The organism is Pedobacter hartonius (genome assembly GCF_900107535.1).
In the GTDB taxonomy this organism is placed as follows: Bacteria; Bacteroidota; Bacteroidia; order Sphingobacteriales; family Sphingobacteriaceae; genus Pedobacter; species Pedobacter hartonius.
The window spans coordinates 167,678-193,744 of record NZ_FNRA01000009.1; the positions used below are offsets into that span (position 1 = coordinate 167,678).

Consider the following 26,067-nt stretch of genomic DNA (forward strand, 5'->3'; position numbering starts at 1 on the left):
TTGTATGCAATGGCTGATCAATTGAAAGACGGGAAAAACATATTGCCGGGTAATACCACTACCTGCTGCTATTGCGGCGTGGGCTGTGGAATTGTGGCCAGCAAAGACATCCACAACAGGATTACTGTGGAAGGAGATCAGCAGCACCCTGTAAACAAGGGAATGTTATGCAGCAAAGGCATGAACCTCCATTACACGGCAAATGATAAAAGCGACAGGCTGCTTTATCCTGAAATGCGCTACAACAAAAACATGCCGCTGCAAAGGGTAAGCTGGGATGTTGCCCTAACGAGAACAGCCGCCGTTTTTAAAGCACTGATAGACAAATATGGTCCGGACAGCGTGGCCTTTTACGCCAGCGGACAATGCCTCACGGAAGAATATTATGTAGTGAATAAGCTGATCAAAGGCTTTATAGGCAGCAATAATATTGATACCAACAGCCGACTTTGTATGAGCAGCGCCGTGGTGGGTTACAAAATGAGCCTCGGGGAAGATACTGTACCCATCAGCTATGATGATATCGAAATTGCCGACTGTATTTTTGTTGCAGGTGCAAACCCGGCATGGTGCCACCCCATCCTGTGGCGACGGGTGGAGACTGCAAAACAGAAAAATCCTGCGCTCAGAATTATCGTGAGCGATCCCAGGAAAACGCAAACCTGCTCGCTTGCGGATCTTCACCTGCAACTGAACCCGGGTACAGATATTACACTGCATCACGCCATTGGCAGATGCCTGATTGAGGACGGAAAAGTTGACAGCCATTTCATCCTCAACAGCACCAGCGGTTACGAAGATTATCGTGACAACGTTTTCAATACCTCAGTGGCAGCCGCCGCCGCAATCTGCGGAGTTCAGGAAAGCAACATCCGCCTGGCCGCTTCCTGGATAGGCAATGTAAAAGGCTTCGTCACGATGTGGACAATGGGGCTTAACCAGAGCGTTGTGGGCACACATAAAAACCTCTCCCTGATCAACTTAAACCTCATTACCGGACATATCGGTAAACCTGGAAGCGGCCCCTTCTCATTGACCGGGCAACCCAATGCCATGGGCGGCAGGGAAGTTGGCGGCCTTAGTAACCTGCTTCCTGCCCACCGCAACCTGGCAAATGAACACCACCGGAATGAAGTAGAAAAGTTCTGGCAGATCCCACTGGGCAGCATCCAGCCTAAACCCGGACTCAGTGCCACCGAAATGTTCGATGAGCTTGGCACCGGCAAGCTCAAAGCCATCTGGATCTTATGTACAAACCCTTTAGTGAGCCTGCCGGATGTCCGCACTGCGGAAGAAGGACTGAAGAAAGCAAAGTTTGTGGTTGTCCAGGATATCAGCAATAAAACAGAAACCTTAAAATATGCCGATGTGGTATTGCCAGCCGCCGCATGGATAGAAAAAGAAGGTACAATGACCAATGCCGGGCGCTATATTTCTTACCTCAGCAAGGTAACCGAAGCACCAGGGGAAGCACTGGCAGATGCAGAGATCATTTGTCGCTTTGCCCGGAAAATGGGTTACCATGGTTTCGATTTTAAAGATGCATCAGCAATTTATGACGAGCATGCGGCACTGACAGCGGGTACAAACATTGACATCAGCGGACTGAATTACGGGATCCTGAAAGAGAAAAGAGCGGTTCAATGGCCCTACCCAAAAGACGAAAAAGGATTGGGGACAGCCAGGCTGTTTGCTGATCATCAGTTTTACACAGCCGATAAAAAGGCCCATATCCTGTCCTTTAGTGATCAAAACCGGTCCGAAGCACTGACACCGGAGCATCCGCTGATCCTGACTACTGGCAGAATCCGTGACCAATGGCATACCCGAAGTAAAACGGGAAAAGTAAACAAACTGAACCAGCACATCAGCGAATCATTTTTAGAGATCAACCCCCTTGATGCTACACCAAGAAACATTAAAGACAATGACCTCGTAGAGATCACCAGTTTGCGGGGCAATGTACGCGTGAGGGTAAAACTCTCCGCAGACATCAAAAGCGGTGTTGTTTTCATGCCCATGCACTGGGGGCTGATTTTAAAAAGCGACCTCAACCGGGTGAATAACTTAACGAATAACCTTACTGACCCGATCAGCAAGGAACCCGACTTTAAGTTTACCGCGGTACAGGTGAAAATTTATACAAAAGCCCGCCAAAAGATTATAGTAATCGGTGCAGGTGCAGGCGCCTGCGGTTTTGTAAAGAGCTACAGGGCACTTAATACTGAGGATGATATTGAGATCTTCAGCAAAGAGGATTTCCCCTTTTACAACAGAGTGCTGCTGCCCGATTATATCATTGGCACCCTGCCCTGGCATAACCTCGTTAAAATGAGCGACAGCGAGGAAAGGGAGTACAGGATCAAACTGCACAGGGGTTTAGGCATCGAAAAGATCAACAAGGCAGACAAAACGGTTACCGACAGCAATGGAGACATTCACCAGTATGACGTGCTGCTCCTGGCCACGGGCAGCAGGGCCTTTGTAATGAAAGACCTCCCTGTGATGAATGGCATCTTTACCATGCGCAGCAGGCCGGACGCCGATAGTTTCAGAAAACATGCAGCGACCACTAACGGAACGGTGGTGATTGTGGGCGGCGGTTTACTTGGAATAGAACTGGCCACCTCGCTCACAGAAAAGGGATCAAAAGTCATGATCATCCAAAGGATATCCAGACTGATGGGCCGCCAGCTGGACGCACTGGGCAGTCAGCTGCTCCACGAAGAACTGATGAGTAAAGGCATAGAGATCTTTTATAACGATGAAGTTGACCGGATCATCGGCGAGAAAAACATTTCGGGCATCCGTTTAAAAAGCGGACTGCTCATAGACTGTGGATCACTGGTCATTGCCATAGGCACAGTACCCAATACAGAACTGATCAGGGATGCCGGTATAGCCTGTAAAAGAGGTGTGGTGGTTAATGAATATCTCAGGACCAGTGAAAAAGACATCTATGCCATTGGTGAAATTGCAGAATTTTACGGACAGCTATACGGTATTACTGCAGCAGCAGAACAACAGGCAGAGATTGTAGCCAGATTCCTCAGCGGGGACATCGCCAGATTTTACCAGGGCAGCCTGCTGATGAATATCCTGAAAATGCATAGCCTGGACTTATGTTCCCTGGGCCTGGCAGAGGTACCCGGAAATGACCCTACCTATGAGGAGATCATCTTTATCGATAAAGCCAAACGCTACTATAAAAAATGCATCGTGCACAACGACAGGCTGGTTGGGGCAATATTAATAGGTGATAAAACGGAGTTCCTGGAATTCCGTAACCTGATTGAAAACAAAGTGGAGCTGAGCGACAAAAGGCTGCAGCTGCTGAGAAGCGGAAAAACCACTGAACCTGTGATTGGCAGAACCGTATGCAGCTGCAACAACGTTGGGGAAGGCAACCTGATCAGTAAAATTAAAGAGGGCTGTAAAGACCATTTACAGCTTTGCCAGCTGACAGGTGCCGGAACGGGCTGCGGAAGCTGCCGCCCGGAGGTGAAGGCCATTTTAGAGACATTTATAAAATTAAGCTGATGAACATGAGAAAAGTAAACCCCGGTCCTTCGGAATTTATAAACCTGCAAGGGATTGAATATTTTAAGTTCGAAGAAGATTTTATGGAGGAAAATGTAAGATGCATCCCCATGGCCGTGCGTTTTAAACTGGATGCTGCGGGCATCAAATTGAAGCTGGCAGATTGGAGCAGGTTCCATCCCTCGGAAAGGATCAAACTGGCCCTGTTACCTGCCCGTACCAGCGCAGAGACAAAAAACTATCACCTGTTCCTGACAGGCCTGATCAAAAAACATACGGGCAAACAGCCAACGTTACTGCCCGTTGAGTCCCGCCCGGGATGGCTGAACCGGCAGCAGATACCCGCCATGCTGAAAGAAAAATCTGAGGAGCTGCAACTGGATATCTCGGTAGAACAATGGAGCAGCCTCAGCAATATCCAGCGTTTTGCCCTGCTGAAATTGTGCAGGCCCGGCCATGAAAATGAGAATTTCCCAAAGGCAGCAGAAGAATTCGGACTCTTATCCTATCACCATGGACAGCACCATCATCATTAATTTTCACGGCGGAATAATTTCGCCGGGAAACTTGTACAACATCCTCGTTGCGGCAACAAAAGCAAGGATACAGTTTGTGCGCTTTGGCCTGCGGCAGCAGCTGTTTTTTGATACGACCAGCTATCATATAACACTGTGTACCGATGAACTGGACCGGCTGGGCATAGACTACGAAGTAGATACAGCACATTTCCCAAACATCATCAGCTCTTACCCCGCAGAGGAAATATTCATCAGGAACACCTGGCTAACGGGAGGAGTGTACAAGGATGTGCTGGATGCGATCAATTTCAAACCCTCCTTCAAGGTAAATATTTGTGACAGCGATCAGAGTTTTACACCGATGTTAACAGGCAATATCAACTGGATTGCCTCCCCAAATGCTGAACATTACTGGCATCTGATCATCCGCTTCCCAAAAACGAACGTGACCTACCAGTGGACTGAACTTTGTTATACCAATCATATTGCGCGGGTAACAAAAGACCTGGAAACCATCATCAACAGCCATCCCGCGGAGTTTATCGACAATAAAGCCGCCAGTGGCGAAGCGCTATTTGCGCTCCTGAACCAGGAAAACCTCATCCTCAGACCGGCAGAAAATGCCGTATCCCTCTCTTCTTTTAACCTGCCCTATTACGAGGGCTTAAACCGCTACAATAACAAATACTGGCTGGGCATTTACTGTCGGGATGAACTCTTCAGCACTGCTTTCTTAAAAAAATTATGCCAGCTCTGCCTCTACACCAAACTGGGACAACTCTGCTGCACCCCCTGGAAAACCATCATTGTCAAAGGCATTGATGAAAACCACAGCAACTTGTGGAATGCACTGCTGGAAGAATTCCAGCTCAATATGCGCCATGCCGCTAATGAGCTCAATTTTCAGGTGGAAGACAACTGTACGGAGGGACTGGAACTCAAAAACTACCTGGTCAAACACCTGAGCATTGATGATACGAGAACATCGGGGATCTGCTTTGGAATCAAGACGCGCAAAAAGAGTGAGATCTTCAGCAGCATACTTATCCGCAAACGCCATCTGGTCAATCTTGCGGGATTAAAATTATTTCCCGTGTATGACCTGTTATGCGCAAAGGGTTTCAACCCGAACGAGCGTACCGGAGAAGTATTCAGCAGTGGCAATCTGCGCTTTATCCTCCCCGAACAGCTCAGACGTGCTGTCATTAAGTTTTCCAAACACCGGTTGAACCTGGTCATACCCGATCAGCAAAAGTATATTGCCCCGCCGGAAGAGGCTGTACAAAAAGAACCTGAATATTTATACCAGTGCAAAAGCTGCCTGACGGTGTACAATGAACGTACCGGCGAGGCCGGGCATAACATTGAACCGGGAACCGCGTTTGCAGATTTACCGGAAAACTATTGCTGCCCGCTTTGCGAGGGCAAAAAAGATAATTTTAGCAGGATTAACCGGTCGGAGTTGCAGCTGTTATAACTCACTGGTTTCATCCCGGGAGTTGAAGTTACTGAAGAGCAGGAAATCTTCCTCCTTTAATGGAATTTCCAGGACCTGCAGTTGATTCAATACAAATTTCATACTTGGTTTTGTTATACCCTGGCCGAGCAGCATAAACATTATCCTTTTTAGTCCGGCCGACGGATAGATGCCACACAGCGGTTCGTGCTGGCCTTCCCTGGTAAAAATGTACGCTTCAGCAGCAGCTGCCGTGGTAAATGCGTCCAGAAGCTTGCGCAGCAACCTGCTTTCAATCAGCAGCATATCGCAGGCAAGAACAAACAGATCCTCTTCCGGGGCAGACAAATGCGCTGACAATACGCCAAGTAGCGGACCCATGATTGACAGCGAAGGATGATCAGCAATCAGTTGTTCTTCCGGGAAATGGGCTGTATACACCTGCTTCTGGGTAGAATTAACCGAGAGTTTGACCGGGATGTCAAGCGCGCCGAGCTGATCTTCCGCCAGCTGTGCCCATCGCTTATCCCGGTAGATCATCAGTCCCTTATCGGTGCCCATTCTTGAGCTTTGTCCGCCACATAAAACGATTCCCAGCATATATTTACCTGTTATTGGAGTCTTTTCAAAGGCCTTTGGCCTTATCAGCGTCCCTACCTGTTACTGAGTTCGGTCAGTCCCTTTTCATTGCTGATACCAATCATCTTTCCTTGCAGCCTGATCAATCCTTCCGCAACCAGTTCATTCATCGTTCTGAAGACTGTCTCATAGGTTGCGCCGGTAAAAGCAGCAAGATCCTGACGGCTCAGGTCCAGATTCAGACAACCTTCATCATTTAAGCCAAACTGATCTCTAAGCCCGAGGATAGCCACAGCCAGCCTGCCTTTGACCGACATCAGGGCTAAATTTCGCATCTTCTTTTCAGAAGCATGCAGTTCATCAGCATAAAAGAGCAGCAGCCCGTAGGCAAATTCATGGTTTATCCTGATGGTAGTTTTAAAAAAACCGATATCTACAAAACAAAGTTTTGTAGTTTCCAATGCAGTGGCAGATATGGGATAGGTAGAGGTGTTGGTAGTGATACCCCTGTGCCCGATTATGGCACCGTCATTTGCAAAACGCAGGATCAGTTCTTTATCTCCCCATTGTTTGTGGACTTTCACATTTCCTGAAATCACGAAATAAACACCACTCACAGGATCACCCTCATTAATGATCACTTCGCCTTTTTTGGCAATAAAATTCTTCTTGTGGGCGGCAATTGCAGGACGCCATTCTTTTAAAGAAAGCTGGCACATAAAGCACGTTTCTAGATCACAAGGGCTACCTTTTTTCATTTGAATAAATTTATCTTTAATGGGATAACGCCTGCACAATGCTGCAGAATTCATCACCATTAATTCTTATCAGCAAAAATATAATTAAAAAGGGCAAAAAACCTCAATAACCCTCAATCAGGGTACGAAATAAACTTTCATTTTTAATGGCGATCCTTTTGCCTGAAATAGCGATTACGCCATCGGCTAAAAGTTCATTGATCATGCGAAACAAAGACTCATAGGAAGACCCTGTATATGAAGCAAGATCCTGCCGGCTTAATTCAATATCAATAAACCCCTGGGTATTTATACCGAATTGTTTTTGTAAAAACAGCAGTGCCTGCGCCAGTCTTCCCTTTACACTCATATGGGCCAAATTGCTCATTCTTCGCTCCGACTCTTGTAATTCACCGGCAAAAAAATGCATCAGCCCCACCACAAACTTATTGTTAACGCTCATGGTGGTCTCTAAGAAATCCATACTGATAAAACAAATCACCGCATCCTCAATTGCGGTTGCTGAAACGGGATAATAGCCCGTGCCGCCCAAACCCAGATGCCCTAAAACATCCCCTTCACGGGCAAAACGAATAATAAGTTCCTTTTCATTATCCCATTTCTTATGCACCTTGATCTTCCCGCTATACACGAAAAATATACCGCGCACCTCATCCCCTTCCCTGAACACCTGCTTGCCACGTTTAATTTTGATATTGCTTCTGTTCAGCGCAATGGCAGGCTTCCAGTCTTTTAAACATAACCTGCATAAAAAGCAGGTATTTAAGTCGCACGTATTCTTCGTTTTGCTCATTCTTAATCTCAAGGCACATGCCTCCGGACCTGCAATTTAACCAATCTTTATTTTATCATGCTTTTCATAATCGGCTATATGGAAAATAATTCCCACAACAATCAGTGCTCCCCCGGTAAAGACCGGCCACTGGAAGGATTTGATCCCATTCAGGTTGATTGTCCAGTTGTGTGAATCTACTGCATTTACGGTTGTCAGATCTGTAAAGGTTAATAATCCTGCGATAATAGTTATCACTCCGATAATGATCATCAATATACCAGCTCTTTTCATCTTTTTATTTTTACATCAAAAATACTATATAATATTACACATGCAATATTATTTTTAATTTTTTACATTAAATATATCATTTTATATTATATTTGCAATATTAAAAATATCATTATTTTGCATCAGAAATGAAATATTCCAGGTCTAAAAAAATTCTTGAGTTACAGCATAACGTAAAAAATCCATTTAAATTTAATCCATTTGTTTACAACAAGAATTTCCTTTTATGGACAATAGTAGGCATTACCGGAGGCGTTATTGCCGGAGCATACTGGATAGTGCTGGAACATGCTACGGCCATGCTGGCGATTATTCAGGGGGTTTATGTGATTCCATTCATGACTATCGCCGGCCTGGCTGCCGGATTAATTATTTATAAATTAGGAGACCCAGGGGAGATTGACCTGATGGTAGACAACATACACTTTAAAGGAGGACGGCTGGAACCCAGAAACAATCCATCCATGATCCTTTCTTCACTGATCTGTATTGCCGCCGGTGGCAGTTTAGGGCCCGAGGCACCCCTGGTACAGGTGGTGGGCTCAACCGGAACTTACATTGCCCGTAAATTGGGTTATAAAGGCGAGGACCTGCGGTCTATCACTATCGCCGGCATGGCATCAGCTTTTACAGCGCTCTTTGGTGCGCCGCTGGGCGGAAGTTTGTTTGCACTGGAAATCCTCGATCATAAGCATGTCACCCGCTATTACAAAGCCTTTATGCCTGCCCTTGTGGCAAGCTGTGCCAGTTATCTCGTTTTTGTGCTGGTCACACACCTCAGGATAGGTCCTGCCTGGAATTTCCCTGCAGTTGAGGATGCTAAACTTGGTGATATCTTTTATGCGGTTGCCTATTCTTTAGCTGGCGCAGCTACCGGGTGGTTATTCATCCTGCTGGTGAGAAATTTCAAGTGGATCTTCAGAAGAATCAAACTGCCGGTCTATTACAAACTAACGATTGGCGGCTTTTTCCTGGGGGTGATGGCCTACTATATTCCGCTTACCCGCTATTTTGGTCATGAGCAACTGACGGAGGTGCTTACAGGAAGCTTTACCATCCAGTTCCTGTGTATTTTACTGCTGATGAAACTTATTGCCATTGCAATAACTGTAACTTCTGGCTGGCGGGGAGGCTTTATTATTCCCCTGTTATTTGCCGGCACCGTTTTGGGGTTATTGATCAACCAGTTGTTTGCCGGGCAGAACTTAACTTTGATCACGGTGTGCTGCATGGCGGCATTGAATGCCTGTGTAACGCGCACCCCTGTGAGTATCAGCATTCTTCTGGGCGCGATGACCGGTTTTCATCAGATCATTCCAATCATATTTGCCAGTTTAACAGGCTATTTCCTTGCACCGAAGTCGCCCCTGATCCAGGCCCAGATGGCATTGGAACATTCAACAAAAGTTATAGCAGATTAGCGTGGCTTATGATCCGCTTGCATGCTAATCCGCTATAGGACATGAAGCATATGATCACATCGTTACTTTACTTTTGGAAGCGGTTTAGGTGCATCAACGCGTACCTGCCGCTCTGCGGTAAACACACGGCCAAACATATCGGCAGCACGGATATTCACTATGTGGTTGCCTAACGGCAATTCGGTACTGATCACTCCTTTCCATAAGTGAGAAGAGATTGCTGCATCGGATGGCCTTCTGCCAGACATCAGTTCGTCGGTCAGGTCCCAGCGTTCAAATGCCTGGTAATAATTCGGATCTATCGTTTGCACCCGATTCATGGGCACCCATTTTCCTTCTCCGATGCGGTATTCCACTTTGCTATTTTCGGTACCCATGAAAAAGTTCACATAGAAATCAACGCTGGTGTCCTTTCTGTGGCCTATCACTTTAGGGGCGAATATGCTCATCTGATAAGCTGAGGGTTTTCCTGCCACTTTATAGTCAATCGAATAAGTATTCCCATCCAGATTTAAGAATGCATATCCTTTTTCAGTTCCGTCCCTCATGGTTGCAAAGGGCACATTGTTTTGATCCAGTTCACCCGAGTACCAGTCGCCCGATGTTGTTCCGGCATTATACTCATGAAGTTGTCCCTCTCCTAACCAACCTTCTTCCCTTGTATAAAAATTCTGCTTTTGCAGGTGGGTATGCCCGCTCATGAGCAGTACATGGGCATAGTTTTTCAAATATTCAAAGAGCTTTACCCGGTCAGCGGTACGGAAAGCCCGTCCGCCATAGTCTTTCATGGGTATATGGTAGGAGATCACGATCAGTTTCGCGGTATCAGTATTGGCCAGGTCATTCTTTACGAACTCCAGCTGATCTGGACGCAGGCCTGCCCAGTAGCCGCTGTTCTTTCGCGGGTCAGGTGCAAGGATATCGTCAAGCACGATGAAATGTGCTTTCCCATATTCAAATGCGTAATTTGCAGGACCGAAGGTTGCCTCATAGCTTTCATCCGAAAGCGAGTCTACACCATTATCAAAATTCAGGTCATGGTTGCCAACCATATTATACCATGGGATGCCAAGTGTTGCCATCTCCCGTTTATAATCGGCAAACAGGTGCAGGTTATCACCCACAAGATCACCCAGGCTCATCCCGAAGGTCATGCCTTTGACGTCTTTTACCTCTTCGAGTATCCCTTTGCGGAACCAATCGAGGTCCTGCTGTGAATATACCTGCGGATCGCCAAACACCAGGGCGCGGAACTGTCTGGATTCCTTTTTAGGGACCAGTGCAAAATTCACTTCCTCTGGAAGCGGGCCGGTTGGTTTTACACCCGGGTATTTCATCGATGCAGGAGATCCTCCCGGTTTGTGAATGTAATAGTATCTGGGCAGCATTGCCGAATCAATGGGAACGGCGAAATCGGAGGGTTTGATCACAAAAAGTATATTATCGTTACCGATGGGCAGTTCATACCTGCCATCCTTTTTGGTTTTCACCACCTGTACTCCGTTGCTGACAGCTACATTGGGCAATCCTGTTTCGCGGCTGTCTTTTTTGCCGTTGCCATTTTTATCAACATATACAAAGCCGGTGGCCGTCTGCGCCACAACGCTGCCGATATGTAAAAGGCCGAACACAGCGATCATTGATATGATCCGGGCCTGCCAATTCAGATTATTCGTTTTAAACATTTCAGTTTTTTATTAATCGTTAAAGAAATTAAGGGTATTGTTTCTAAGACCGCAGAAATACGGAATTTATTTTTCATGTGTTGCTAGTTTAGGGATTAAATAGGTTTACCAAATTCGGCAAACCTATTTAAGATATTATTTGATTACCAGCCCGGATTGTTTGGTGCCAGGGCAGGGTTAAGGAAAACCTCTGACAGCGGTACTGGATAATAATAATGTCTCGGAGCAGTAAAAAAGCGGCTGCTGGCAGGCTCGACAATCAGGAAGCCACTGGCATCAATCAAACCGGGGTTACCGGCGTTCAGCACTTTACGGCTTTCGTATTCAGTACCTTTGTATTTGATCCCCAGAATTGGTTTTACCAGTTCCACTTCCGCAGTTTTCCAGCGGCGCAGGTCATCACGGCGGTAACCTTCAAAGGCCAGCTCTACGGTACGTTCCCTGCGGATCTCGGTTTGCATATTCAAACCATTTGCAGTAACGAAAGCATTGGTCAGCGGCGGCATATTCACCCCTGTACGTGCACGGACCACATTGATGGTTTTTTGTAATACATCATCACCGATGGCTCCGTTTTTTTCAAAAGTTGCTTCGGCCAGGATCAGTAACACTTCCGCATAGCGGATCAGGTGGACATCGTAGGTAGATTGTGTAGACAGGGCCTTAATCTCGCCCATAAACTTCCAGAGCTTATACCCTGTACGGGTTTCGGGACGGACGGAGAAATCAGGTGCTGCTGTAAATGGCCCTTCCGGACTGAGCGCAGCCGTTCCCGGGATCAGCATGGTTTGCGCCATACGCGGATCACGGTCAATAAACTCGTCGGTCATCTTCTCATAGCCCTTAAAGCCGGAGTTTGATTTTTCGATAGGCAAACCTGTGGTCTTCGACAAATACATATCTGCAAGTTTACGCGTTGGCGAGCCCCTCCATCCCCAGAAAACCGAAGTTCCGGTAGGGTGTGTCCTGATGTCAAGTGCATAACGGTTGTCAAATATCCCTTCCTTAGAATCATCCCCATTGTCGATAAACAGTTTGCGGTAACTTTCGTTGCCCGCGCCTGCATATAAACTATACTCATTACTGGCCATTACCCTTTCGGCAGCATTAATGGCCTGGTCAAACAGCTGCGCGGCATCGGTACGGTGCTGGTGATATTTGGCCCAGGTAGCTGCAAATAAGGCTACGCGTGCTTTTAGAGCCAGAGCAGCTCCCTGTGTAACGCGGCCCAACTCATCGGCAGATACTTTACTTTGCAAAGGCAATTTGACCGAAGCTTCTTCCAGTTCCTTTAAAATAAAATCTTCTACTGCAGCCTGGGAGTCCCTTTTGGCGTACAGCCCGGCTGATTCGGTATTCAATACCTCAGTGATGATGGGCACGCTATTGAATTTTTTGTACAAGCGGTAATAGTTATAGGCCCTGAAAAAGCGCGCTTCGGCTACGTAACGCTCAATTTCTGCTGGGTTTCCGGCGTAAGAAGCCGCCTTTTCAATGATCTTGTTGCAATTCCTCAGATCGGAAAAACGTGAGCTCCAGTCGGCATCATTGTCTGGCGCGCTCCAGGTACCGTTGCTGATATTGTTGGCCATCAGCTCGTAAGAGATATCGCTGTTTACATCCTGCACTGCTAAAACTTCTACGGTGCTGTACAACTGGTTGGCCGCTTTTTGGAAGTCGGTCCCGCTCTTCCAGAACTGACCGTCGTTCAGTTCATCCTTAGGTGATAAATCAATTTTCTGACAACCTGAAAGCAGCAGCAGTAAAAGAGCACCTTTAACGATTGTGGATATATATTTCTTCATGATTGTATAATGGTTATTGCTATAAATTAGAAAACTACGCTTACACCAAGCGAGTAATTGCGTGTAAATGGATAGTCGGCAAAACTGCCACCGTTTTCAGGGTCCCACCCTCCCGGTGCGTTATGGAATTCAAACAGGTCTTCGCCGCTAAAGTAGAGCCTGATCTTGTCGATCTTCATTTTCTGAAGCAGCCTTTTCGGGATTGTATACCCCACCTGCAGGTTTTTCACCCGTACGTATTGTATTTTGTGTCTCGTATTGTCTGATATCGCATAGTTGTATGAGCGTTTACCCTTCAGGGTGATGGCCGGATATTTGGCATCGGTACGTTCCGGCGTCCATGTTTTACCATACCAGTAAGAAGCACTCTGGTACCATGGCTGAGAAAATGGCATAGCCGCATCACCTTCTAAAAACATGGTCCTTTCACCTGAGCCCTGCAGAAAAGCAGAAACATCAAAGCCTTTATAACCGGCACCCAGGTTTAAGCCGAAATTATAGCGCGGGTTGGTATTGCCCAGGTAAACTGCGTCACCGCTGCCTGGTTTGCCATCACCCAATACTGACAGCCTGCCGTCACCATCCAAGTCTTTATATTTTGCATCACCAATTCCTACTTCAGACTGGATCACTCCTTCCTGCGGGAAACGCAAACGGTATGCCGCCAGTTCTGCCGCAGTCTGGATGATTCCGTCAAACTGGTACCCAAAATAAGAATTGGTTGAATAACCCACCGGGGTACTGTTTAAACCCAGTCCGATCAGGTTATTCCCTATGCGGGTAGCCACCTTGTTTTTGGCATCACTGATGTTGACCCGTACAGAATAATCTACCTCACCTGCTTTATCTCTCCATCCTAAGGATACTTCCCATCCCTTAACCTCCAGTCTGCCGCTATTGGTAGCCGGAGCGCTGATTCCGAGCGCTGAAGGATAAGAAACCGGGATCAGCATATTTTTATTTGTCTTCCAGAAATAATCAGCCGAAGCCGTTAACCTGTTTTTTAACAGGCTTACATCTGCACCTATGTTTTTAGAGATGATAGTTTCCCAGGTACGCGCTGAGGAAACCAGGTTACTCTGCTGCGCCAGCTGGCCACGCACTGCGTTGCCAAAAGGATAATAGTTAGGGCTGATGGTGATCAGCTCAATATAATCGTAAGCACCAATCCCACTCTGGTTCCCCATTTCTCCATAAGATGCCCTCACCTTCAAGTCATCAAAAATATTCAGTTTTTTGATCAGCGATTCTTCACCTATACGCCAGGTAGCCGTTGCCCCAGGGAAATATCCCCAGCGGCTGCTTGGTGCAAAACGGGAACTCCCGTCCGCGCGAATGGTACCTTCCAGCAGGTATTTATTGTCATACGCATAATTAACCCGGGAAAAAAACGAATTGATCGTATAGGCATTCCCCATACTGGTAGCGGATTGGTCCTGCGGACTGCCCAGGTTCAGTGGCAGGGCCAGCTGCTGGTCAAAGTTGATCCTTTTGGCGCTAAAGGTATCAAAGTCTGACGACTCATTAGCCGCACCGGCCATCACACCGATATCATGTTTGCCGAATGAGGTTTTATAATCCGCATAAGCCGTAAAGTTCTTGTACAGGGTTTTGCTGTAACTCCGCTCCGCGCTATTTGGCTTCCGCGCAGTACGGTGGTTTACGTTTTCCCAGTTATAGTTGTAGATCATTTTCTGCACGATATAACTGTCCTTGTCCGTTTTACGCACTACCGCGCGCCCGATTATGTTCAGCCCTTTTACCGGTTGCCAGGTCAGCTGGTTATTCACTGTTAAATTGCCTGTTACCTGTTTGGTATCACCACCTTCTTCTAACACCTGCGCCGGGTTATCGAAACCCTCAAAGGTGTAAAACCTGCCTGCCGGATTGTAGAGCGGTGCCCAACTCCGTGTTTTGTAGATCAGTTCCCAAACATTTTGTCCGTAACCCAATACCGAGGCGAAGTTGCGGCTTCCTGCTTCGTATGAAAAATTGAGATCATACTGCAGGTTTTTCTGCAGTTCTACATTTAATTTGGTACGGACGTAATATCTTTTGTCGTCATCTATCCCAAATTTCGGGATCCCCTGCTCCTGTGGTGCACCCAGCGAAACCAGGTAAGAGTACTTTTCACCACCACCGGATAAGCCCAGGTTATAATTCTGGAGACTGCCGTTGCCAATAATCATTTCGTTATAATCCTGGTTCTTGTAAAACTTGGGGTAACCAGACCAGCGCCCCCATTTGGTAGAAGAAGGCAATACCGTGGTACTTCCCTGCTGGATCAGCGCCAGCTCTTCCGGTGTATATTCTGTAGGGAAAGAGCCATCTGTAATCTCGAGGCCCATTACCGCGTGTTCATATAAACTGGCTGGCTTTTTTAACAATGCCGGCGCTTTGATCGCGTAAAAAGCATCCAGGTTAATCTTTAAAGCCTGGTTTCTTTTACCCGTTTTTGTGGTCACCAAAATTACCCCATCTGCCGCACGCGCGCCATAAATAGCCGCTGTACCGTCCTTTAGTACCGATACATTGTCGATATCTGCCGGGTTGATCAGGTTTAAATCGCCCTCTGCTCCATCAATCAGCACCAATGGAGAGCCGCCGTTGATAGAAGAAATATCACGTACCCGCAGCGTTGGCGCATTACCCGGCGCACCACCATTACGTGTAACCGTTAATCCCGGTACTGCACCCTGCAAAGCATTTGCTGCATTCCTTACCGGGCGCGACTCAAAGGTTTTAGCATCAGTTGTACCCACGGCACCGCCCAGGAAAGCACGTTTTACAGTACCATAACCCACTACCACCAGCTCGTTCAGCGTATGCAGGTCTGCATGTAAAACAATATCCAGATCGGCCACTTCTCCTACCTTAACCTCCAGGTTTTCGAATCCTACATAACTGAACACCAGCAAACTCCCTATCTCTGCGTTCAGGCTGAAATGCCCGTTCACATTGGTTACTGCGCCCATGTTACTTCCTTTTATCTTCACACTTACACCGGGCATAGGCAAACCCGTTTCGTCTTTTACCGTTCCGGTAATCTTAACAGCGGCTTTCTCATTACCCGCTGCTGCACTGCCCGCATTGGTTTTTTCTGTTGAAGGCGTTATTGTAATAATAATATGTTTGGCATCCAGTTCAGTGATGATACCATCATAACCTTCCAGCAACCTGCGGAAGATCTTATCCAGCAACTCATTTTTAACTTTCAGGGTCACATGTTTTTTGACATCAAATTTCTGTGAATTATAGGCTACAAAAATTCCGGTCCTGCGTTCAATTTCTGCAATGACATCTGCTATGGCACCATCTTTCACGTCGAGCGAGATGCGCGTATTTTTCAGTGTCTGTGAATCCAGCTCCGCAGCCGCCAGGGAAACCTGCGGGCAAAAGAACAGTGCAATAGCGAAAACTATGAACAGGCTACCTGTCCTTATTCTAATATTTTGACGTTGTAAAAAGGCTTTACAATAATTATTTTGCATTTTTGAATTAAGTTTTAATGATTAGAGATCTTAAAATGATTGCCTGCGCTGCTTCAGCCGGGCAGATAACGGGGAGTGTTTCAGCATTTCCCGTTATTTAAGTTTTGAGTCAGTTTATTTACATGCTGTGGTGTTAATGGTTAAACGATCCTGTTGATTGAATTTACAGGTGATGCCAGCTACACTGGTTAACACCTGGAGTGTTTTGCCGAGCGTTTCATCGCCAATACGGAGCGTATAACGGCAGTCAGACTTAACTTTCCCTGTCAGCCCGATGCTGATATTGAACCTGCGTTCCAGTTTCCTTGCAATTGCCGGTATGGATTCATTGTCTATATAAACCGTACCTGTGCGCCAGGCAGATATATGATCGGCATCGGCCGGAATGACCTTTGTGCTTTGAGTGGTTCTATTGTAGACCAATTGTTTTCCTGGTGTAACACCCGGAGATAAATTTGGTTGTTTGCCTGTTGCAGCATCCTGATCTACCCTTACCTTTCCTTCAGCAACGGTGACAGTCAGCTCTTCTTCATTCTGATAGGCCTGCACGTTAAATGCAGTTCCAAGTACCCTGGTGCGCAGCACTCCTGTGCTAACAATAAATGGCCGCGAAGGATCTTTAGCCACCTGGAAAAAGGCTTCGCCCGAAAGCGAGACCTCCCTGGTATTTTGTTTGAAGTCTGACTGTATTTTAAGCACAGAGCCCGAGTTTAGCGTCACTATAGAACCGTCAGACAGCTTCAGCACTTTTTGCTGTCCGTTAAGGGCACTATATTCCTTTGATGAACGGGCTGAAGAATCCGCGGCGCGGTAGATGATAAATGAAATGGACAGCAGTAAAATAAACAGTGCAGCAATGCGGAAGTAGCGTGGCAAACGAAATACGCCGGGCTGTTCAGCATGTACCTGATGAAGGACTGTCCTTTTAACTTTGTTGAGTGAAAATCGTTCCTGCACTCTTCCCGGAAGCGGGGAATGATCAAAGGAACTATACCAGGCTTCAAGCCTTTCCTTTTCTTCGGGGCTGCATTCATCTGCCAGATATTTCTTTAGCAGGGTTTTTTCTTCTTCAGTTTTACGTGATGTTTCCATTCACCTGTATAATTGAAGAAATGCGCTTCTGGTACCGTTAAATAATTATGATCAGTACATTAACTTAAAAACAGGAGGAAAGGGATGAGCTGGATCATGTGTCTTGCACTTAATTTACCACGTAAGATCTTAGATGCCAGGGTGATATTATTTTTAACGGTTTGTTCGGAAACGCTTAACATGGAGGCAATCTCCCTTACAGAAAGATGTTCTTTACGGCTCAGCAGGAAAATCTGCCGCATGGTTGATGGCATTTTCTCTACTTCGTGATCCAGTATGGTCTCTAATTCCCTGGCAATCATAAATTCTTCTGCCGGATATTCAAAGGGCTCGGCCCTGGCCAGTAACAGCTGGCTGTGTTCAATTTCTACAGCAGTCCTTGAATAATAAGCGAAAACACTTCTTTTTGCAGCCCCCATCAGGTAAGGGCGAATGCTGTCCTTGATCACGATCGTCTGACGGTTCTTCCAGAGTGAAATAAAAATGTTCTGTAAGATCTCTTCCGTTTCTGTTTCAGATCCGGTACGCTGGTAAACATGCCTGAAGAGCGGCTGATTGTAACGGTCAAAAACGGCCGTAAACGCACGTTCGTTATCCAGTCGGATCATCGTGAACAACTCTTCGTCTGATAACTTTTTCATAAACTTTCGCTGGCACAAGATACTGTGCCAATGTAAAGTGTATGTTATGTCAGGTTTGCTTTATTGGTCCTGCAAAATTCTTTGCGGTTCATCAAAAATAACAATATCAACCGGCCCCAGTAGTCCTGAGGGCTCCAGCCCGCCTTTGGGACCAGGCCCGAACAGGGCATTCGTTTTCCTGAGGTCAGCCTTTAGCAGGAGCAGGCACAGATCTATCTTTTAGGTACGTTATATTTTTTGGATAAAAAACACTTCAATTTTATACTGTATTATCTGCTGAAATGGTGATCACCAGCCTGTACCGTATATTTCTTATAATTCCTGCCCTGCGCGTCAGGCACAAAAACGTCTGCAGTGGTATTTTGCGGAATCGTCACGTTCAGCTCCAATTTTTGATCTGCAATTTCCCACCTGCTTTTGATCTGCCCGTAAGGACAATCGTAGCTGGCTTCAGCCCAGGTAAGTTTTCCCCCTAAAAGAGGTTTTATCAGTATCTTTTTATAACCCGGTTCAGCCGCCTGTATACCCGCGATGTTTTGGTATATCCAGTCGCCAATGGCACCATAGGCATAATGGTTATAGGAATTCATGGATGCTTCCTCAAAAGTGCCGTCAGTTTTAATGCCGTCCCATCTTTCCCAGATCGTTGTTGCGCCTTGTTTGATCGGATATAACCAGGAAGGGTAGCTCTCCTGTAACAATAGTTTGTAAGCCACATCGGCATGACCAAACCTCGTCAGGGCGTCGCACAGATATGGTGTCCCTAAAAACCCTGTAGTGAGGTGGTTTCCATAACCGGCAATGTTTTTCGCTAACCGGTCTGCCGCCTGCTGCCTCAAACTTACGGGCAACATATCAAATTCCAGAGCCAGCGCGTAGGCCGTTTGTGTATCGGATGAGATCAGGCCGTTTGGCGTTACATATTCCTTCACAAAGGCATCTTTGATCTTTTTCAACAGCTGTGAGTAATAGATTTCATCAGTTTTTTTGTTGAGTATTTTTGCTGAGTTGATCAGGATCTGCAGGGAGTAGGCATAAAAACATTGTGCAATCAGGTATTTGTTGGTGATTGCCGAAGTACCGTCTCTGTCATTATTCAAGCTGTAGAACAGCCAGTCGCCAAAGTGATTGCCACTTACCCAGAGGTCTCTTTTGCTTTGCTTTGTGATGTAACCTACCCATGCTTTCATGCTGGGGAACTGGTCTGCCAGGATCTGCCTGTCACCATAAGCCAGGTACATATTCCAGGGTACAATGGCCGTTACATCACCCCAGCCCGAACTTCCTCCGACTTCATTTTTACCATCGGTAAAGATATCCGGAATGATGTAAGGGATACTGCCGGACGGATACTGGTCTGCAGCTACATCTTTCAGCCATTTGGTAAAGAAGTTATGTACATCCATGTTAAATGCTGCCGTGTGGGCAAAAACCTGTGCATCACCTGTCCATCCCAACCGTTCATCACGTTGCGGGCAATCCGTAGGGACATCCAGAAAGTTTCCTTTTTGCCCCCATTGTATATTATGCTGCAATTGGTTGAGCATCGGGTTGGAGCACTTAAAACTTCCGGTAGTCCGCATATCTGAATAAATCGTAACCGCAGTAAAATCGTCCGGGTTTAAATCACCTTTAAGACCTTCAATTTTAACATACCGGAATCCCTGCCAGGTAAACTGTGGTTCAAAAACATGTTTGTCGTTATCCTTTAAAATATAAATGTTCTGTGCTTTTGCTGACCTCAAATTTTCGGTATAAAAATTACCGGCCTTATCCAGCACCTCGGCATGTGATACTTTAATGGAATCCCCGGCCCTGCCCTTTATATTCAAGCTGACCCAGCCCACCAGGTTCTGCCCGAAATCAATTACTTTTTCTCCGGAGGGTGTGGTAATTACCTTAAGGGGTTTAAAGGTTTCATGTTTGGTTACCGGCTCATTATAGGTAGCTACCAGATTGGTTTTGGGATAGGTATTTACTTTTACCGGCTGCCAGTCCGCACTGTTATAGCCTGATGTCAGCCATCCTTTCTGCTCCTTTCTCGTGTCTATCGTGCATCCGTCATAGATCTCTGCAAAGCGCAGCGCCCCGGTTGACGACCTCCAGTTTTCATCAGAGACAATCATTTGTACAGAGCCGTCACGGTAGGTAACTTTGATCTGCAGCAGCAATGCCACCTCCTTCCCATAAAAATCAGGTCTTGGATGATCGGGGCCCAAAGGACTTCTGTACCAGCCGCTGCCGAGTGCAACTCCTATGGCATTCGCTCCTTGTTTCATCAAACCTGTAACATCATATACTTGGTACTGCAATCTTTTATTATAGCTTGTCCAGCCCGGTGTAAGGTAAGCGTTGCCTACCTTTTGCCCGTTGATGTTCGCTTCATAAAACCCATGAGAGGTAATATAGGCCGTAGCCTCTGCTATTTCCCTGTTCAAAGAAAAATCTGTCCGGAGTAATGGAGCAGGATCATTTACGGCATTTTTTTCTGCAGGGCTGATCCATTTTGCCTGCCAGTCTGTCGTTGACAGCAGTGCCATTTTCCAGGATACCGGCTGGCTCCATGCAGATGGTTTGCCATCATTAGACCAAACGCGCACTTTCCATGAATACATCTGCCCTGATCTTAAGGGACTCCCGCCATAGGGCACATATATGGACTGTAGCGAAGGTACTTTCCCGCTTGTCCATATCGCAGCGGCTTTACCGTTTTTAACATCAGCAGTGTCTACCTCAATTTCATAAGCCTGCTGAAGAACAGGCTTACCGCTTTTTTCTGCCAACTGCCAGCTAAAACGCGGCTTGCGGATATCAATGTTATTGGGTTCCTTCTGGTTCTCCGTCAAGAGGTTTACCACATCAACCTGGGCGGTCAAAGTATTGGTAAAAAGCAAAAAACACACTACAGCTAATAAAATTCTCATATTCGGTCAGTTTCAATTATGTACTGGGCAAAAAGCTATAGTCTGGCAGACTATAGCTTTTTTTATTAAAAATAAGAATTAAACTCAACTTCAGATGCCGGTGTAGGGAACAACAACCGGATGTTTGTATAGGAAGCCGGCGTCGGGCCTTTTCCTGCAGGAAAATAATAGGCCTGTGGGTTGGTTTTCACCCTTTTACCATAGGCTTTCATCATCTGGTCGGCCATTCCGAAATGGACAAGATCCAGCCATCTTTTATTTTCATTGCTACATTGTAAACGCATTTACATCTATAGCAGCGCAATCTTCTTCAGGATGTCACTCACTTCTTCCGGCATGGAAAGAGAGGGAGAATGACCGGTATTCAACGTATAAACATTGGTGATAGCCGCTGCAGCGATCATCTCTTTCTGCAGGTCATTTCCAATACCGTGATCTTGTAATGTTTCAATATAATATTTAGCTATCCGTCCAAAATTCCCATCACTTAAAAATACGGGATCTGAAAACGGGGCAGCTGGTTCAGGCCTGTAATTTTCAAGAATCAGTTGTTGTACGTCATCAGAAGCACCCTGGCAAAAAATGTTAACAATATCTTCCTGTTTGATGTCAAATTCAGATTGATCTTCAGATACCAGCAGGGAAGCCCCGAGAAGTGATTGTTTGTCGGGTAAGGAGAGTGCATAGGCAGACTGCCCGCTCGCCGGAACATATGCAGCTACATAAACCAGCTTTTCTATCAGGTTCGGAATTTGTTCTGCCACACCAGAAATAGTCATTCCGGCCAGACTATGGCCTACAAGTATCACCCTGGTCCCGATTGCTGTAATTTTTTCGGTTACATCAGTGATATAGGAGTCCATATGCAAAGTTTTGTGATCGGTATGATCCTCTCCATGCCCTGGCAGCTGAATTGAGGTAACCTGGTATCCATCATTCAAAAGCAGCGCTTTCACCTTTTCCCATGCATAGGGTGCTTGCCAGGCGGCATGTACAAGCACAAAAGTTTTCCTGACGGCGAAAGTACCGGCATTGATCAAAATATCGTTCATGATTTGAGTTTTAGTTAGGATGAGTGTTTCGTTTTTAATAGGTACTTGTGTGTGTCGGATAAACCCAGTTCACCGTTCTGGTTATGAATTCTCGCAGCCGTTTCTACAACTGCTTTACCTCCCCCCTGCGATGTTGGCGAGATGATTTCCAGTTCTGAGTTTAGAGTGTCGTCCGCATTTACTTCTTTCAGAAATTTACAGGAGAGTTCTGTAAAAGCAATAAAAACCTCACCGATCACCTGAGGGAACATACTTGCGCCCGGAGCGGTGAAGGCTTGTACCTGGAGGCTGTGAACTACAGGTGTTTTGTGCCCGTGTTTTCGTGCCTGAACGTTATCATAGTGTACAGGGTGATTGTTGCAGGATACGTTCTGGAAAGCTGCCGAATGGGCATTAGTAAGTGTACGACTTGGGTCACGGAAAATTTCACCGGTTTTAAGATCTTCAAAAGAACGGGCCGGTACAATCAGAAAGTCATTTGGATTAAATGTTACTGCTGGATTTTCGCTATTTAAGTTGTTGTCCATATTTTGTAAATTGTTTACTGCCATACACCAAAAAGCATACCAGACCACAACTCAATAACAATCAACAAATTACAGGGAATCGATAAAATAATACTTACGAAATAGCGTCAATTTATGATCAAGCCTCATCATAGATTATTAAAGGGAGGAATGCTGCCAAGATAGCAAAGCAGGTAAGGAACTGAATGAGAAACATCCTGTAATGGCAGGATTACTTTCTGAGTATATGGATGTAAATCTCAGTCCTGGCTACAAAACCAATTGACTCATAAAGTTTGATAGCATTCAAATTTGTACCTGTAACGTGCAAAAAAGGAGTTTCGTCATTTTCCATTATCCGCTTGATCTGATGTAGCAAGAGCTGCCGGGCCAGGCCCTTTCCGGTAAAATCAGGATGGGTGCATACGCCGCTGATCTCTGCAAAAGCACCTGGATGAAACCGCTGTCCGGCCATGGCAACCAATATATCATTGCTAAAGATCCCATGATAATGACCGAAGTCGATTGTTTTTTCGAAAAATGGCCCCGGCTTCATCTGTCCGGTCAATGAAAGCATTGCGGGAACATCGCTGATGTCGAGCGGCCGGATAATATGGGTGCCGGTCAGTTCCTTCGCCGCGTGATTGTACGTCATCTGCAAACCATCGATCCTGCTGATTCCTGACCAGGGTTCAGCTTTTAGGTCTATATTTATAGAGAAGACCCCTATCTGCTGCCCGGCAGGGATAATATCATATAAAGTTTGAAAATCATCTGAGTCCTGATTTTCCACATCAGCGAAGATCGAAACAGTTTTGTCAAAGTATTTTGCCCTGGACGTTCCATAAGACAGGTTACTGTTGCCTGATAACATTGCATTCCAGACAGGTTGGTCAAGTAAGTGTGTCATGGTTAAATTTTGTTTTTAACAAAAATACGATAATGCCCGCATCATCCAGGCTACTCAACAAACCGTTGTGAAAAAATCCTTCCCTACTGAGCTTATTCAATCAATGGATCGTCATACAACCGGACATCCGCTCAGCGATCATATCACAAAATCACTCTCCCCTGTCATTAATGTTGCCCTGGATTTTGTCTGATAGTTTATGATGATCTTTTGCTAACCACCGTCATACCGGGGCAAAAAAGATACCGTGTATGGCTCAGGTATACAGCCCTTATCTATCTGATAGAGGCTGAAGAAAGCTCAAGATGCTATACATTTTTTTTGACCAGCGGAATGACTTTTGTGCCAATCAGTTCTATGGACTGCATTAATCGCTGATGACTGAGTCCTGCATTATCCATTTGAAAAGTAAAGCGGTCAACACCTCCCAGCGCTTCGCTGTGCCTCAATAGTTTTTCGGCTACCTGCTCTGGTCCGCCAACTACCAGCACGCCTCTGGGGCCGATCAGGTTATTAAACTTTGACTGGGTTACCGGTGGCCATCCACGTTCTCTGCCCAATTTCGTCCAGAGCTCTGCATATCCCGGATAGTAATCCGCAATTGCCTGCTCAGTGGTGGCAGCAACATAACCAGGTGAGTGCAAACCAACCTTTAACTGCTCCGTGCTGAAACCCGCCTTCCGTCCCGCTTCACGGTAGAGATCAACCAAAGGACGGAAATGTTCGGTTTCACCGCCAATAACGGCAACCATCAGCGGCAAGCCTAAGGATCCCGCCCGGACAAACGATTCGGGTGTGCCGCCTACACCAAGCCATACCGGCAATTTTTTCTGTAATGCCCTCGGATAAACCGGCTGATTTTGTAACGCAGGTCTGAATTTGCCAGACCAGGTAACAAACTCCTCATCACGGATACGGAGCAGCAGATCCAGCTTCTCTCTGAACAGCGCATCGTAATCCTTCAGGTCAAATCCAAACAGCGGATAGGATTCAATCGCAGACCCGCGGCCAACTACCACTTCAGCCCTGCCCTTTGAGATCAGGTCCAGCGTAGCAAAATTCTGGTAAACGCGCACCGGATCAGAAGTACTCAATACTGCAACAGCACTGGCCAGCCGGATATTTTTGGTTCTGGCGGCCGCAGCAGATAAGATTACTGCCGGGGCGGAGTCCAGAAACTCTTTTTTATGATGCTCACCGATGCCAAACACATCCAGACCGGCTTCATCAGCCAATGAGATTCTTTCCAGTAACTGCTCCATCGCGTCAACGCTGGTGAGTGTAGTGCTGCCATACATAGCCGATGCAAAACTATCGATTCCTATTTCCATGATATCATATTAAAGATTGTAAGTAGTTAAATCAAAGTTACAGCTGAAATAAGAAAAGATACATATCACATGATAAGAAATCTTGTTTATTGCAAAGCACTCCTGATTTGGCTCAGGTAAGCCTCCTGATTTGATCGTTTAAAGGTAATATCCCGGCACCGGTTGAACTGAACGAATGCTTTCAGCGCTTCAACGATTTCAGCGATCATGGCCTGGCTGAGTTCCAACACCTCGAAGTGCAGGTTATGGACAATCAGCACTTTCTGCTTCCGGTCAGCTTTGGCATCCATCCGGGCAACGAATTTATCCCCCACCAGCACCGGCAGCGAGAAATAACCATATTTACGTTTAGCAGCAGGTACAAAACATTCTATCTGGTAGTCGAAATCAAAAAAATCCTTTAAACGATGACGGAAAACATTCAGGATGTCGAAAGGTGAAAGAATGAATGCCTTGCCTGACAATTCAACCTCTGTTTGCTGACCGGGCAGCATATACAGCGGCGCGCCTTTCAGCCCTTCAACGGTCACCATCCGTACTTCCCCGGCAGCAACCATCTTCTCTAATTGCTTTTTGACGAGGTTCCCCTTCACACGCCGGGCACGCCAGACCATCTCTTTCGTATAGGCGATCCCGAGTGCAGCCAGTGTACGGAGGATTACATAGCGGGCAAATTCTCCCGCTGAAGGTAGTGTCAGATCTGTATCCGCGGGAATCAGGTTCATCGGCAGGTCGTATAATTTCTGAAAAGTCCTGGTGCGGGTAATCATCAGTTTACCGTCGAGGTACAGCCGTTCGAGTGCCACTTTAGCCGGCCGCCAGTCCCACCATCCGGAACTGGCCTCCATGCGGTCATCCTCAAAATCACCCACCATTAGCGGGCCTTCACGTTCTATCCGGTCCAGCACCTGTTTCATGAGTGCTGTCTCTGCTGCGGTCAGGGGTTTTCCGTTCAATGAGAAACTATCCTTCACCGGCAGGGAAAAGCGAAAATCATGCATGGGAAGATATCCTGCATCTGAGGTAAAGAATTCGAAGATCCGGCCATCAGCTGTCAGCTCCGCCAGCCATTCCGGCTGATAATCGGGCACGCGCGCGGCAAAAACATGGTGATGTGCACGTTCCACTACGTAGTTTGTATCCAGCTGCACAAAACCCAGGTGATCGATCAGCCGGAAAACCGCTTCAGGCCCCTGTCCGAATTGTGCGCTACTGGCCAATCCTGCCGCATGCAGAATAATCCCGCGTGCTTGTGCCCTGGAAAGTGATAATGGTTCCATAACAGTAAAAGT

At 46.5% G+C, this 26,067-nt stretch carries 20 protein-coding genes; 4 read left to right on the forward strand and 16 right to left on the reverse strand.

Going from position 1 to position 26,067, the window contains the following annotated elements; translation table 11 throughout:
* The first annotated feature begins 9 nt into the window (after positions 1-9).
* From BLW16_RS16060 to BLW16_RS16070, 3 genes are read left to right on the forward strand one after another with little or no spacing between them, the layout of a single operon-like run.
* Positions 10-3,540, forward strand: a complete 3,531-nt coding sequence (locus BLW16_RS16060; protein ID WP_090558478.1) for a nitrate reductase — start codon at positions 10-12, stop codon at positions 3,538-3,540.
* Between the two features lie 5 nt (positions 3,541-3,545).
* Positions 3,546-4,076, forward strand: coding sequence for a nitrate reductase associated protein (locus BLW16_RS16065; RefSeq protein ID WP_090558620.1), 531 nt, complete (start codon positions 3,546-3,548; stop codon positions 4,074-4,076).
* Entirely contained in the window at positions 4,003-5,535 is a 1,533-nt protein-coding gene (locus BLW16_RS16070; RefSeq protein ID WP_175470609.1) for a rubredoxin, read from the forward strand. The genes BLW16_RS16065 and BLW16_RS16070 overlap by 74 nt, the downstream gene beginning before the upstream one ends.
* Here BLW16_RS16070 and BLW16_RS16075 read toward each other — a convergent pair.
* The 4 genes from BLW16_RS16075 to BLW16_RS16090 all read right to left on the reverse strand — a co-directional run bounded on the left by BLW16_RS16075 (position 5,530) and on the right by BLW16_RS16090 (position 7,917).
* Complete coding sequence (locus BLW16_RS16075; protein WP_090558482.1) at positions 5,530-6,114, reverse strand: molybdenum cofactor guanylyltransferase; 585 nt, start codon at positions 6,112-6,114, stop codon at positions 5,530-5,532. The genes BLW16_RS16070 and BLW16_RS16075 overlap by 6 nt on opposite strands.
* A gap of 53 nt (positions 6,115-6,167) precedes the next feature.
* Entirely contained in the window at positions 6,168-6,812 is a 645-nt protein-coding gene (locus tag BLW16_RS16080) for a Crp/Fnr family transcriptional regulator (protein ID WP_245735333.1), read from the reverse strand.
* Between the two features lie 142 nt (positions 6,813-6,954).
* Positions 6,955-7,644: a Crp/Fnr family transcriptional regulator gene (locus BLW16_RS16085; protein WP_090558484.1), complete on the reverse strand. Its 690-nt coding sequence runs from the start codon at positions 7,642-7,644 to the stop codon at positions 6,955-6,957.
* A 36-nt stretch (positions 7,645-7,680) separates the two neighbouring features.
* A complete protein-coding gene (locus BLW16_RS16090; RefSeq protein ID WP_090558486.1) occupies positions 7,681-7,917 on the reverse strand; it encodes a hypothetical protein in 237 nt (78 codons plus the stop codon).
* Positions 7,918-8,045: 128 nt separating this feature from the next.
* Here BLW16_RS16090 and BLW16_RS16095 point away from each other — a divergent pair, with 128 nt between their 5' ends.
* Complete coding sequence (locus tag BLW16_RS16095; protein ID WP_090558489.1) at positions 8,046-9,338, forward strand: chloride channel protein; 1,293 nt, start codon at positions 8,046-8,048, stop codon at positions 9,336-9,338.
* 62 nt (positions 9,339-9,400) lie between these two features.
* On the opposite strand, the gene BLW16_RS16100 is transcribed toward BLW16_RS16095, so the two are convergent.
* The 12 genes from BLW16_RS16100 to BLW16_RS16155 all read right to left on the reverse strand — a co-directional run bounded on the left by BLW16_RS16100 (position 9,401) and on the right by BLW16_RS16155 (position 26,055).
* Positions 9,401-11,023 (reverse strand): calcineurin-like phosphoesterase C-terminal domain-containing protein, encoded by a 1,623-nt coding sequence (locus BLW16_RS16100; protein WP_090558490.1) that lies wholly within the window; start codon positions 11,021-11,023, stop codon positions 9,401-9,403.
* Between the two features lie 143 nt (positions 11,024-11,166).
* Complete coding sequence (locus BLW16_RS16105) at positions 11,167-12,828, reverse strand: RagB/SusD family nutrient uptake outer membrane protein (RefSeq protein ID WP_090558493.1); 1,662 nt, start codon at positions 12,826-12,828, stop codon at positions 11,167-11,169.
* A gap of 26 nt (positions 12,829-12,854) precedes the next feature.
* On the reverse strand, positions 12,855-16,319 hold the full coding sequence (locus tag BLW16_RS16110) for a SusC/RagA family TonB-linked outer membrane protein (RefSeq protein ID WP_090558495.1): 3,465 nt from the start codon (positions 16,317-16,319) through the stop codon (positions 12,855-12,857).
* Positions 16,320-16,433: 114 nt separating this feature from the next.
* Complete coding sequence (locus tag BLW16_RS16115; protein ID WP_090558497.1) at positions 16,434-17,411, reverse strand: FecR family protein; 978 nt, start codon at positions 17,409-17,411, stop codon at positions 16,434-16,436.
* Positions 17,412-17,470: 59 nt separating this feature from the next.
* Complete coding sequence (locus BLW16_RS16120; RefSeq protein WP_090558498.1) at positions 17,471-18,052, reverse strand: RNA polymerase sigma factor; 582 nt, start codon at positions 18,050-18,052, stop codon at positions 17,471-17,473.
* 269 nt (positions 18,053-18,321) lie between these two features.
* Positions 18,322-20,976 carry a glycoside hydrolase family 78 protein gene (locus BLW16_RS16125; RefSeq protein ID WP_090558500.1) on the reverse strand — a complete coding sequence of 885 codons (2,655 nt, stop codon included), beginning with the start codon at positions 20,974-20,976 and terminating at the stop codon, positions 18,322-18,324.
* Positions 20,977-21,041: 65 nt separating this feature from the next.
* A complete protein-coding gene (locus BLW16_RS16130) occupies positions 21,042-21,260 on the reverse strand; it encodes a hypothetical protein (protein ID WP_090558503.1) in 219 nt (72 codons plus the stop codon).
* Between the two features lie 6 nt (positions 21,261-21,266).
* Positions 21,267-22,028: an alpha/beta fold hydrolase gene (locus BLW16_RS16135; RefSeq protein WP_090558504.1), complete on the reverse strand. Its 762-nt coding sequence runs from the start codon at positions 22,026-22,028 to the stop codon at positions 21,267-21,269.
* 14 nt (positions 22,029-22,042) lie between these two features.
* Positions 22,043-22,555, reverse strand: coding sequence for a MaoC family dehydratase (locus BLW16_RS16140; protein WP_090558624.1), 513 nt, complete (start codon positions 22,553-22,555; stop codon positions 22,043-22,045).
* 211 nt (positions 22,556-22,766) lie between these two features.
* Complete coding sequence (locus BLW16_RS16145; protein WP_090558506.1) at positions 22,767-23,444, reverse strand: GNAT family N-acetyltransferase; 678 nt, start codon at positions 23,442-23,444, stop codon at positions 22,767-22,769.
* Positions 23,445-23,752: 308 nt separating this feature from the next.
* Complete coding sequence (locus BLW16_RS16150) at positions 23,753-24,775, reverse strand: LLM class flavin-dependent oxidoreductase (RefSeq protein ID WP_090558508.1); 1,023 nt, start codon at positions 24,773-24,775, stop codon at positions 23,753-23,755.
* An 86-nt stretch (positions 24,776-24,861) separates the two neighbouring features.
* Positions 24,862-26,055: a winged helix-turn-helix domain-containing protein gene (locus BLW16_RS16155; protein ID WP_090558510.1), complete on the reverse strand. Its 1,194-nt coding sequence runs from the start codon at positions 26,053-26,055 to the stop codon at positions 24,862-24,864.
* Positions 26,056-26,067 lie beyond the last annotated feature (12 nt).